This window comes from Clostridium sp. Marseille-Q7071, assembly GCF_965112025.1.
The window spans coordinates 1866650-1879114 of sequence record NZ_CBCOPR010000001.1 but is presented as its reverse complement, the minus strand read 5'-3'; the positions used below and the strand labels follow the sequence as shown (position 1 = coordinate 1879114).

8 protein-coding genes are annotated in these 12465 nt (G+C 27.9%); 3 read left to right on the top strand and 5 right to left on the bottom strand.

Features of this window, described 5'->3' with window-relative positions; translation table 11 throughout:
- Window positions 1-159: 159 nt before the first annotated feature.
- Complete coding sequence (locus ACWPW7_RS08720; RefSeq protein ID WP_454053215.1) at window positions 160-1704, bottom strand: putative polysaccharide biosynthesis protein; 1545 nt, start codon at window positions 1702-1704, stop codon at window positions 160-162.
- Window positions 1705-2222: 518 nt separating this feature from the next.
- Between ACWPW7_RS08720 and ACWPW7_RS08715 the strand changes: the two genes are divergently transcribed.
- A complete protein-coding gene (locus ACWPW7_RS08715; RefSeq protein WP_454053214.1) occupies window positions 2223-2858 on the top strand; it encodes a TetR/AcrR family transcriptional regulator in 636 nt (211 codons plus the stop codon).
- A 72-nt stretch (window positions 2859-2930) separates the two neighbouring features.
- Window positions 2931-4187, top strand: a complete 1257-nt coding sequence (locus ACWPW7_RS08710; protein ID WP_454053213.1) for an MFS transporter — start codon at window positions 2931-2933, stop codon at window positions 4185-4187.
- Between the two features lie 538 nt (window positions 4188-4725).
- Here the strand turns inward: ACWPW7_RS08710 and ACWPW7_RS08705 are convergent.
- Window positions 4726-6108 carry a bifunctional metallophosphatase/5'-nucleotidase gene (locus tag ACWPW7_RS08705; protein ID WP_454053212.1) on the bottom strand — a complete coding sequence of 461 codons (1383 nt, stop codon included), beginning with the start codon at window positions 6106-6108 and terminating at the stop codon, window positions 4726-4728.
- 83 nt (window positions 6109-6191) lie between these two features.
- Complete coding sequence (locus ACWPW7_RS08700; RefSeq protein ID WP_454053211.1) at window positions 6192-7952, bottom strand: MutS-related protein; 1761 nt, start codon at window positions 7950-7952, stop codon at window positions 6192-6194.
- Window positions 7953-8436: 484 nt separating this feature from the next.
- Here ACWPW7_RS08700 and ACWPW7_RS08695 point away from each other — a divergent pair, with 484 nt between their 5' ends.
- Window positions 8437-8724, top strand: coding sequence for a hypothetical protein (locus tag ACWPW7_RS08695; RefSeq protein WP_291563055.1), 288 nt, complete (start codon window positions 8437-8439; stop codon window positions 8722-8724).
- Window positions 8725-9068: 344 nt separating this feature from the next.
- Here ACWPW7_RS08695 and ACWPW7_RS08690 read toward each other — a convergent pair whose 3' ends face one another.
- Both ACWPW7_RS08690 and ACWPW7_RS08685 read right to left on the bottom strand, forming a co-directional pair.
- The gene (locus ACWPW7_RS08690; protein ID WP_454053210.1) at window positions 9069-11204 is read right to left on the bottom strand and encodes a HelD family protein; all 2136 of its coding nucleotides are present in this window, start codon (window positions 11202-11204) and stop codon (window positions 9069-9071) included.
- Window positions 11205-11664: 460 nt separating this feature from the next.
- On the bottom strand, window positions 11665-11928 hold the full coding sequence (locus ACWPW7_RS08685) for a hypothetical protein (protein ID WP_291563061.1): 264 nt from the start codon (window positions 11926-11928) through the stop codon (window positions 11665-11667).
- Window positions 11929-12465: the final 537 nt, after the last annotated feature.

Genomic DNA, 12465 nt, shown 5'->3' with positions numbered 1-12465 from the left:
ATTTATATATTATATGTAAATTTAATTAAATATTCCTAGTTTTAAAATAACCGCACCTCCTAATTTAATGGTTGTGCGGTTATTTTAAAGAACTTAAGACTTATTTTGTTTCAATGTCTAAAATATAAATTATATTTTCCTCTATCTAATTTATATTTATCATCGCTTTATAAAAAATTTAATTTCCTCTTTTTTAACTGCTCCTAATATATATACTAAAAATCCATAGATTCCAATACCAAAAATTACTGAAATTAATACAGATAATCCATTAGCTATATAATCACTACTTGCTATTTTGTTAAATATACTTAATAAGTTGCTTTGGAAAATGTAACAACTGATTCCCATAATTAAAGCTGAAATTACCACTTTAAAGCTAAAATTATATATTCTTAACTTTATATTTAGCTTCTTATTTATATAATATTGATTTAAAATTGCTGGAATTAAAAAGCTAATACCGATTCCTACTATTGCACCTTTGATATTTATGGAAGGCACTCCTACTAAAAAATAGTTTACCACTATTCTAAATACACTTCCTATAAATATGTGTAAAAACAATCTATATGTCTTAGACATACTTTGAAGTATAGTAACTTGAATTTGCATTATAGACCATAATAATATAATAATGGCACCAAATCTCATAAGAATGTGACCTTCCGGCACAGTAGGATACAGCATTTTATATATAGGAGAACTTAAAACTGTAAGTCCTACAAATGCTGGTATTGAAATTAATACACAAAGTTTAAATCCATAGGATATTTTATTTTGTAAATTTATATTATCCTTCAAAGCTAAAGAAGAAGTTATAGATGGAAGTAATGCTGTAGATAATGCAGATATTATAGTCATAGGTACATTAATTAAAGTGTTAAAATTCCCTAATATGCCAGAAAGCTTATCTGCTTGAGAATGATCAAATCCAATATACAATAATCTACCCTTTATCTGTGCTAAATCCACTAAACTAATAAATTGCTGTAATCCTAAAATTAAAGTTACAGGAATAGCATACTTTAATATTTCTTTTACTATATGTGGTAAAAAGCTATAGCTATATTTCTCTTTTTCTGATTTTATAAAAAGAATTCTTAAATAAATTAATGCTATTAACGCACCTGTAAAAGAGCCTATGGTAGCTCCTGCACATCCTTTTGCTAGACCATCTTCAATCCATTTTGACGCAAAATATAGGCTCACTGGTACATTTATAAGTTGCTCAACTATTTCTGAAATAGCCGTAGGAATCATATTTCTTTTCCCTTGAAAATATCCCCTATAAGCTGCCAGTATACCTGATATCAATACCGTAGGTGAAAGCATTTTTATTGTTAAATATGCATCAGGATAATTCAATAAGTTTGCTAAAGGTTTTGAAAAGAAAAACATAATTAATCCTATTCCAATGCCGAATATATAAATAACTATTTTTGCATTTTCAAAACACTGTCTAGAGGATTTTTTATTGTCTATAGAAGTATAATGAGATACTGATTTAGATATTGCTACAGACACACCTAAATTAATAGTGTATATAAATGCAAAAAAAATATAAGCAATATTATAAACCCCATAGCCTTCTGTAGTAATAATTATATTTAATATAGGTAAATACAATAGTGAAACCAACTTCACAATTAATGAAGATATAGATAGTACTAAAAAACCTTTACCTGCAGATTGTGCCTTCATAATTAATCCTCTCTTTATCTTAAATATTTTAAATTCATAATAATCATTCTATATTAAATAGTATTATTTAACAACTTTCTTAAATAAAAGGTTCTAAAAACATATTTTAAATAATTCTCTATTATTAGTATTTGCAGCCATGATTACCTCTAGAAGTGGTGATTTTTGCAATTCTTTTAGTGCTTAATCTACTGAAAGGAGCAGAAAGTGCCTTTTGAATTAAGTTTATATTGATTATAAAATCCACTGGTCATTATCATCTATATTATCTCAGTTTATGAGACAGTCTAGTTACAAAACTACTACTATCAATGCAATTCAAAGTGAAGCACTGAAAAATACCAATAAACTTTTATCTCCTCTCGATTTCCTTAACTAATCTAGTATTCTAAACCTCAATAGAACTTTTGATATTTTTCTGTCCATCATTCCTCACAAAAAGAGCTTGACAGCTTCAAGAATATGGTATATTATATCTATAGACCGTCGGTCAGTCTATAGAGACGGAGGTATTACATATGAGAATTATAAAAGAACCACAGGAACGGCGAAATGAAATTTTGGATGCCGCTGAAATGCTTTTTACCACGAAAGGCTACACCAAAACAACTATTATTGACATATTGAATGAAATTGGTATTGCAAAGGGAACCTTTTATTATTATTTCAAATCCAAAGAAGAAGTGATGGATGCCATTATTATGCGGATTGTAAGTACGGACGTAGCCACAGCAAAAAAAATTGCATCTAATCCAAGTATCCCTACTATTGATAAATTGTTCCAAATCTTAATTGCACAAAGACCGAAAAATGGAGATAGCAAGGAACAAATGATTAAACAATTCCATCAGAAGGGCAATGCAGAAATGCATCAAAAAAGCTTGGTTCAGACTATTCGCCATTTAACGCCTATCTTGGCAGAAGTCATCCGCCAAGGAATTCAGGAGAATATATTTGCCACAGATTATCCAGAAGAAACCATAGAATTTTTAATTGCATCCTCTACTTTTCTATTTGATGAGGATTTGTTTGCTTGGAATCCTGATGAAATGTTGCAAAAAGTGAAAGCCTTTGTATCCATCATGGAAACCACATTAGGGGCCAAAAAAGGCAGTTTTGATAATATTTTACAACTACTTGCATCCCAAACATAAAAAAGAGGCTGCTCTTTTTTTATAATTTTATAGACTGACGGTCAGTCTAAGCATGAAAGGTGTGTGTTCATTATGAAAAATAACTATTCTTTTCAGACATCCTCTAAAAACTTTAATCTTATGGTGCTAGGACAAATTGTATCTATCCTTGGTTCTGCTTTGCTGCGATTTGGACTATCCCTCTATGTACTTGATATTACTGGTCGGGCAGATATCTATGCCACATTATATGCTATATCGAATATTCCCCTACTACTTTCACCCATTGGCGGAGCTATTGCTGATAGATTCAATCGCCGTAATCTGATGGTCATTTTTGATTTTACAAGCAGCGCCCTTGTTTTATGTTTCTTCTACCTTTTGATATCAGGAAATGTAACTGTTCTTGTCATTGGTATGATTATGCTGCTTCTAGCTCTCATTAGTTCGATGTACCAGCCTGCTGTACAGGCAAGTATCCCTTTGCTGGTACAGGAAAACAAGCTGGAGCAGGCAAATGGTATTGTAAGTGGTGTGGGTGCTTTGTCCAACGTTACCGCTCCTGTATTAGGCGGTGTACTATATGGTATGTTAGGCTTAAAAATGTTGATTGTGATAAGTTGTATTGCCTTTTTCCTATCCGCGGTGATGGAAATTTTTATAAAGATTCCTTTTGTAAAAAGGGAGCCAGAAAGACATATTATTCCCACAATCGCAAAGGATCTGAAAGCAGGATTTGTTTATGTTGTAAAACAGCCTTATATTCTCAAAGCCATGGTTCTTGCAGCTCTGCTAAACCTGATTTTAACTCCTTTTCTTGTTGTAGGTGGTCCAATCATTTTGCGTGTCACTATGCAGAGCAATGAAACGCTATATGGAATTGGAATGGGAATTATTCAGTTCAGTACTATTTTAGGTGCACTATCCATTGGCGTTTTTGCCGAAAGAATGAAAATGAAAACATTGTATCAATGGCTGCTTATGATTGCTCTCTTAGCTCTGCCAATGGCAATCTCCCTTTCTCCTATGGTTCTTAAGCTTGGATATTATCCTGCGTTTATTGTCTTTTTTATCTGTGTAGTTCCTATTGCAATGGCAATGACAATTCTATCTATTTTTGTACTGACCCGTGTACAGAAACAAACTCCCAACAATCTATTGGGAAAGGTTATGGCAATTATTACTGCAGTTGCACAATGTGCAGCTCCGGTAGGACAGATACTATATGGTATTCTATTTGAAACATTTAGTCTAAAGGTCTACCTTCCCACATTATTTATGAGTTCAGCCATGCTACTTACGACTGTATTGGCAAAGGTCTTGTACCAAAGAGAGGATGATGATGCTTAGATGATTATGCGAATTCTAAAAATAGATTTTAAAGAACAAATTTACCAATGTAACATTGTTGATCTACAGAAACAGATCAACACACCAAAAAAGAAAAACTTTCCTCTCCAAACAAAGACGGAAGGATATTGATACACTACTTGCACTTATTAAGAAGTATATTGTTATTAACTAATTTCATCAAGAAATGCTGCTGAAACTGATTGACCATATTTACATTTGCTCAAGCTGCAAGGAAAAAGTACAATATGGAAATTTTCTATCACTTTATGAAGAGATTTCATTGGCTTATCTTTATATAGAGTATTTTCACATTGATTTTATTTACTAAACTTTTATCCATGAAACTCATCTTTCTCTCACCATAATAGCGACTTAAACACTTCTCTTATAATGGAAAGATGAGTTTTCTGTATAACTTATTAACATCTACAATATACTAGATGGTTTAATGTTTTACTTACTTGCCTCTTTAACAGATTAAATCCATATAAAAAACATGGTTTCTAAACCATGTTTTAAAAATATAAGAGTATTTCTAACCTTTCTTTAATATCCATCTATCTTTAATAGCTTCCTCTAAAAATTCTCTTTTTCCCATATACTCTCTTAATACATCTCTTAAGTATTCTTTATTATATATTTCATTTCTATTATTTTTTAGTGATTCATATCCTGTTCCTCTTTGAAGATAGTCTGATGTTGACACCTTATACCATTTATCATCTTGAAGTTTTTCTCCATTAACAAAAATATCTTTTACCTTTCTGCCATCATGCTCTATTAATGCTTTAGAAACATGAATTCGACCTAAATATTTCCCTCTAAAACCTGGTCCACTTCCATCTCTAAAACAAACATCGCTGTCTAAGGAAGATTGGAAAGCTTCTCTTAGATATTTTCCTTGTATTTCAAAGTAAGTTGGATTTAAAGGTGATGTACATATCTCAAAAATCTTTTTACTTGAAACTTCACCCTTTTTAATCCCTCCATTAATTACTCCGCTATTTATAATGCCTATATCACAGTTAAATACGTGAGCTAAGGCATCTGCAAGTAAGTTTGTAATTGGATTTTCTTCCGCCACATCATGCCATAAATCAACAGGTATGCTATATAATGGCTTCATTAGATTATCTAATGCTTTTTCTTTATTCTCTTTTAATATGTTTATTACATTTTCACATAAATCACAAGTATTTACATTTATATTTTTACCTTCTAATAATTCCACATTATTTTTATAAACTTTAATTTTTAATAAGCCTAAATTCTCTCCATAACATCCAGAGGTATGTATAATAGTGTTATTAACTATTTCTGGCTTGTCCATTAATATGTGAAAATGACCTCCTATTATTACATTAACCTCATCTATCTCTTCTGCAATTTCTTTATCCTTATCCATCCCCAAATGAGATAAGATTAGGCATAAATCATATTTTCCACTATTTAACCCTATCTCTTCCTTTATAGACTCTATGGGATCTTTTGTTTCTATACCACTTAATGTATTAAATACCCCTAAGTCAGGAGATGCCCCTATAATAAGAATTCTTACGCCATTCTTATTTATTATTGTACTTTTTTTAACCCCTTTAATATTCTCAAATCCTAGTTTATAAAGATTACAACCTAGAAATGGAACCTTTGATGTAGTGGCCATATTTGTTAGTATATCAAGTCCATTAAAAGTCTCATTATTTCCTATAGCTATTGCATCATAGCAACTATACTCTAATAAATCTACTGCAGCCATTCCATCGGTACCCTGTAACTCCATTCTTTTAAAGTCAGCAAAATCTCCTCCATCAAGAATTATGGTATTTTCATCTTTTAATTCCTCTATTTTAGATACTATTTTAGAAAAGTTCTCATAATTACTGTGAATATCATTGGTATGAAGTATAGTTAATTCCATTTTCCCCAGCCTCCATAATATATTGAAATTTCAACATTTAATCAACTCTATTTTATATATTCTTTAGTAAATTTATAGCTTTGTTATTCACTTTTTAACGCCATAGTTACTCTCTCATTAGCCCCTTCTATTATTTCTTCAGGATATCCTATAAACTTTAAGAGCTTAATTGCATTTCTTGTTGGAGATACTCCTTTTTTCATTAAATAATCAAATTTTAATCCTTCTTCTTCATCTACTAATTCTGAGAAATAGTAACATTCGTACTTATCTTTAGCAACTTCTGTAAGCTCTAAATCATGAGTTGCTATAAGTGCTATAGCATTTCTATCCATAATATATTTAATAATCTCTGTTGATGAAGCAACCCTTTCAATAGGATTTGTTCCTCTAAATATCTCATCTATCATGCAAAAGGTAGTTATATTTCCTTCTAAAGAATTTAAAATTCTTAGTAGTGCTTCCGCTTCTCCTAGATAATAACTTTTACCACTATTTACATCATCCGTAATACTAAGAGAAGTTAATAATTTAAAATAGCTTCCTTTATATTCTTTAGCACATACAGTATATATTGTTTGAGCTAATAATATGTTGACTCCTACAGTTCTTAAAAATGTAGATTTACCAGACATATTTGAGCCGGTAAGTATAATCCCTTTTTTATCAAGCATTATGCTATTGGCTATTGGTTCATCAATAAGGGGATGTACTCCATCAACTATCGATATGTATTGATCATTATCTATAAAATTTGGTTTACAATATCCCTTTCCCCTCTCTCTATATGCGGCTACAGCAATTAAGGCATCTAATTCACCTAAAGTACTATATACTTCTATTAAATGCTCTCTATTTTTTTGTATTATTTCAATTATGCTATAGTAAGCCCTAATTTTCGTTAAGAATATACTATTTACATAATCCATTAAAATATCTACGCCTTCAGCAGAAGATAAGAATACAGCTTTTTTATCTATTGTATTGCAGTATTTTAAATTATCATTTATATTTTTAATTTTATCCTCTAATTGTTGATTCTTAATTTTACATAAATTTTTACTTATAGCTATTAAATTACCTAGATAAGCAATAGAATCTACTTCATCCACTATTTCGCTAGTAGATTTATGATGAATAAAAGTATTAACAGTAAATGATATAATTATATATAAAATAGCTTTACTACCTATAATAAAATAACTCGCTCCTGCCACTATTGGTATTAGAGCTAAAAAACTATAAACATATTTCTTCATTTTATCTACTTTAGTTGTACTATTAAATAAATTTATTATATCTCCATTTCCTTGTTTTCCTAAATTAGTCAAATTAACTTGAATTTCTTCTCTTATGCCATTATCATTCTGAAATAATTCTATAATCTTATCCCTATCCTTAAGTTCTTCCTTTTTTAATTTAGGAGTTCTTAAAATATGATAAAGCATATGCTGCCCTGCTGTTGTAATTGTACTATCAAATTTTTTATAAACATCATTTAAATCTAAATCATTAGCAGTTTGATCATCGATAGTATATCCTATCTTTTCACCATAAAAATCAATACTTATCTCTTTAAAAAACTTAACAATTTTATTAAAATCTCTTTTAGTTTCTACTTCATTAGGCCAATTTTCTTTTAAATAAAGTATTTTTTTATATCTCTTTTCTCTGCTATAAAAATAAATAGCAATTGCTGCTAATAATATACATAGTGGAATTCCTATTTGATAATATAGTACACCTTTTTCCCTTCCTAGTGTTAATGTTCCTAGTATACCTCCACCCATTAATCCTAGAAAAAACATAAAAGCTGCTTTACATATAACTATTTTTTGTTTCATCTTCCTATCTCCCCTACATGTTATAAAATCCTATAAATATGGTATCACATTTTTAAACTATAGGGAATTTTTTATAAATTTGCTGTTCATATAACAAAATAATATCATGTATATGCTACTTAAAATTAATTTATCAACAGTAACTATGCCTTAAATATTTTAATCAACAACTTTAGTCAATGGAGAATTGAGGATGGACAATTGAAGTTGAAATTTAGTTAAAAAGCTATACTTCTTAACTATTTTCTAATAAAAATAATCAGTTTAAAAATTCTCATGTCCTGCTGAGAATTCACCATAATTGTCTATTGTCAATAGTCAATTCTCAATTCCATATTAGTGCAAGCTTAAACAATTTAATAATACAATTTTATGAATGTATAGACTAAATTTCAAAGTGGCACATTTATAAATGCTTTTATAATAGATTAAAATGCTATATACTATTTAGTTGTATAAAAATTGTGAAAGGATGATTTAATTTATGGATTTTAAAAATGAAAACTCTTTAATATATAAAATAACTACTTTGGGATTTCCTTTTATAGCTATTGTAATTAGTATTTTTTCTATATTTTATAAAAATCTCAATGAAGAGCAAAAAATTATATCAATTTTAGTTGCTAATGGATTTTTAATAGTAGGTTTTATATTTATTGGAATAAAGACTATATATGCTAGAAATAAGAAAAAAGAAGGAAGATTATTTTTCTTTACTGCTGGTATACTTACTTTATTCTGGATTGAAAGATTAATTGCTATAATAAAATAAAAAAATCGTGATTCAATCACGATTTTTTTGTTTTAATAATATCTGCAATAATATAGATTATACTTATCCTAAATTTAATGTATATATGAGAATAAACGTTATTTTTAGCATTTTAGCTAGAAATATTAAATTCACAACTTTTTCAATTCACAATCCTCAATTGTGGAAACTCTCAGCAGAAGCTGAGAATTTTAGAATTAGTTTGTTTTTGAAGTTACAAAATAACTTCTTATAAAAACTAACAATTGTATTGCTAATAAAAAGAAGTTAAAGAAATTAGTTTAATCAAAACTAATTTCCTCCGCATTGTGAATTATGAATTTTGAATTGTGCATTGCTTTAAGCTATTTATTTATTACATATAGTTGATGTAGCGCTCTCGTCGCCATTACATACATCAATTTATTAGCATTACTATATCCTTCTTCTATAAAATTATTTTCTTTGACTATTATTACTCCATCAAACTCTAGTCCCTTTGCAAAATAAGAAGGTATTACAACAACACCATGAGAGTATTGTATATAATCTTTATCTATTAATTTAAAATTCAACTTATGTTTTAATCCTTCATTTAGTTCACGTGCCTCTTCAGTATTGTAAGTAATAATAGCAATATTTTCTAATTTTTCACTTCTCATATTATCAACTATTTCAACTATTTTATCATTTAATTCATTACTATTTTCTAAATTTATTTCTTTAACTTCACTACCACTTCTAACTAATGGTACTATGTTACTGCTAGTTAAAAAATCATTAGCATATTCCATTATCTCTCTAGTAGAACGATAACTTTTATGAAGATTAAAATGCTCTACATCGAAATCTTCAATATAATCCTCCATATTTGACATAGCTACCTTACCTTGAAGAGGAAGTATTCTTTGATTACTGTCTCCTACAATGGTAAAAGATTTACATCTAGTTAATTCTTTAATTGCAATAAACTGTATAGGTGAATAATCTTGAGCTTCGTCAATTACTATATGCTTAATTTCTTCTTTTAATTTTAGTCCTTCCAATTTAACCTTTAAATAAAGTATTGCACTTAAATCACCTTCATGTAACTCTTTATTATTATTAATTTCATTATATAACTTAAGAATATCTGGTGAGTTTAAATAAATTAGATTCTTCTTTAAATTCATTAAATCCTGAATAAGCTCCCTTATGCTAAGCCTTCTTTGAAAATCTAAGTTATTTATGTGAAGTAGTAATTCATCTTTAGGAATAGCTTCTTTTTCTTCTTTATATTTCTTTTCAATTTCTCTAAACTCTTCATCTCTGACATCTTTTAGTTTAGAGTATATAATTCTTTTTATTTTTTTACTACGTCTAAATAAAGGTAAGTTGCTGAAATATACATTAAACATCTTTTCCATTTCATCTTTAGATATAACTATCTTATCTCTAAAGATAATGTCCTTATACTCAAAATAACATTTATTAAGATTTTCTATATAATTATCTAAATAACTTTTATAATCTAAAGAAGCTTTATACGCTATATCCTCACTAAAACCTTCATCACCTTTTAATATTTTTTCCATCACTTCTTTTAACGTTAATACTTCTTCAATATCTAAAAGGTCTAATGCAAAATCTAAAAAAGTATTTTGCTTTGTTCCACTCTCTCCAAGACTAGGTAATACCTCAGAAATGTAATCCATAAATATACTATTAGGTCCTAAAATTAGTACCTTATCTTCTAAAAGTTTTCTATAATTATATAAAAGATATGCCACTCTATGAAGAGCTATAGTGGTTTTTCCACTTCCTGCTACTCCATCAACAACTACTACTTTATTCTTTTCTTCTCTTATAATATCATCCTGTTCTTTCTGTATGGTCATAATTATATCTTTTAACTTTTCAGAAGAATTTTTACTTAATACCATTTGAAGTATTTCATCATTAATGTTTATATCTGAGTCAAACATTCCTTCTAAAATACCCTTTTTAATTATAAACTGTCTTCTTGCTAGCATATTTACTTTTACTATTCCCATAGGTGCTTCATAATGTGCTTCATTTAAAGTTCCATTATAAAAAAGTGATGCTATAGGTGCTCTCCAATCTATGATGAGAGGTTCAAAGCTCTCCTCTGGCGTCACCCCAAAACGTCCTATATAAATTTTCTCAACCCCAAAATCTTCTTCCCTAAAATCTACCCTTCCAAAATAGGGAGAGCTTTTGAGTATGTTAAATTCTTTAAGTTTTCTATCTATAGTTTTAAATGCTTCTTCTTTAACAAATCTTTCATGGTCAAAGTATTCTATTATTTTATCTTCATCATCCTTATATTCATCAAGAACACCTTTTCTATAGTCTAATATATATTTAGTAACTTCTTTACGCTTTTCTAGGTTCTGTAATATCTCTTGATTTAATATTTCTATAACTGTTTTTAGCTTCTCTTCTTCTAATGAAACTTCTAATTCTTTTTTAAGTTTTTCTTCTATTTCTTTCTTATGCAAGATATCATTTCCTTTCTTAATAAAATAATATAAATTTTAAGACTACTATAATTGTGTAAGATTAAATAATATTAGACATCTAAATGAAAATAACAAGTCAAAGATATGAAGTATATTTTGCATCAAACAAATAGATAGATTTCCATGCTAGTTCAAGTTATGACAACCCGGTATGATAAAGAAATAGATGAGTATACCGACTAGCCATTTTTTGAATGTACTTTATTAGTCTTTAAAAAATATAAAGGTTTATATTAAATAGTATTAACATAAACCTTTGTATATAAATCTAGTGAATTATCTTTATTTCACTCTACCAAATTACGTAAAATATTTCTATTACTGCTCTATTATATTATAAAATAATTTCTTCATGCAAGTCCTAATGTAGCTATGTATCTATTAAAAATATTTCATATAAATAAATGCTAAATCTTAATATCACATTATCTCTTTATATTTAAGTTAAGCAAGTTAATATATTTAATACTATAATAAAAGCTAATGCGAACATACTCATAATAATAATTACTGAACATAAATTTATCGTTACCTTAGCTAATTTATTATTAACTCCTTTTGCAGTAGAAGCATATTTAATGGATATAATGGAGCTAACTATACTTATGAAAATAAATCCCAAGGCTATTAATGTAGAATTAACTATAGGTGTACATAACACCATTATTATAATTATTAATGATATTATTGGCAATATAACCATTTATCTTCTCCTATTTTACATAAAATTTGTTAATTATAATATTGTATATTTATTTTTAGCTTAGGCTATGTTCTTTTCATATTACAATTTAAGCTATTATTCTTCTTATTATCAACTAATAAATAGTTGTTATAGTATATATTTAAATACATCAATATCTTTAATATTTATTAAATTCTATATCTTTTTTTAAAGTAAGATTTTGCAACATTTCTCTAATTCCCTTTATTAATTTTGTTTTTATTTATTAATAATAATTTATTATCATTCAAAGTTTCTAAGCTTAAATTTTTTAGTAAATTATAAGCTCTTACCTTTTTAAATTCTTTAACAATTTTTATAATCTTACTATTGCTAAAATTTTATAGATAGACTTAATCATAAATTTTGTTTATACTTTTAACATTCTTAATATGAATGTTAATAATACTACAATAATTGCCTTTTCCTACATTTGTTTCACCTAAACTTATGTCTTTAATAAAAAATTTTAGCCATCTTAAAAAGTAATTAATCAGTTATTAATATATCTTATAT

Bases quoted from the DNA above. Each gene is read 5' to 3' on its own strand.
- ACWPW7_RS08720 (WP_454053215.1), bottom strand. From the start codon at position 1,704: ATGAAGGCACAATCTGCAGGTAAAGGTTTTTTAGTACTATCTATATCT.
- ACWPW7_RS08715 (WP_454053214.1), top strand. From the start codon at position 2,223: ATGAGAATTATAAAAGAACCACAGGAACGGCGAAATGAAATTTTGGAT.
- ACWPW7_RS08710 (WP_454053213.1), top strand. From the start codon at position 2,931: ATGAAAAATAACTATTCTTTTCAGACATCCTCTAAAAACTTTAATCTT.
- ACWPW7_RS08705 (WP_454053212.1), bottom strand. From the start codon at position 6,108: ATGGAATTAACTATACTTCATACCAATGATATTCACAGTAATTATGAG.
- ACWPW7_RS08700 (WP_454053211.1), bottom strand. From the start codon at position 7,952: ATGAAACAAAAAATAGTTATATGTAAAGCAGCTTTTATGTTTTTTCTA.
- ACWPW7_RS08695 (WP_291563055.1), top strand. From the start codon at position 8,437: ATGGATTTTAAAAATGAAAACTCTTTAATATATAAAATAACTACTTTG.
- ACWPW7_RS08685 (WP_291563061.1), bottom strand. From the start codon at position 11,928: ATGGTTATATTGCCAATAATATCATTAATAATTATAATAATGGTGTTA.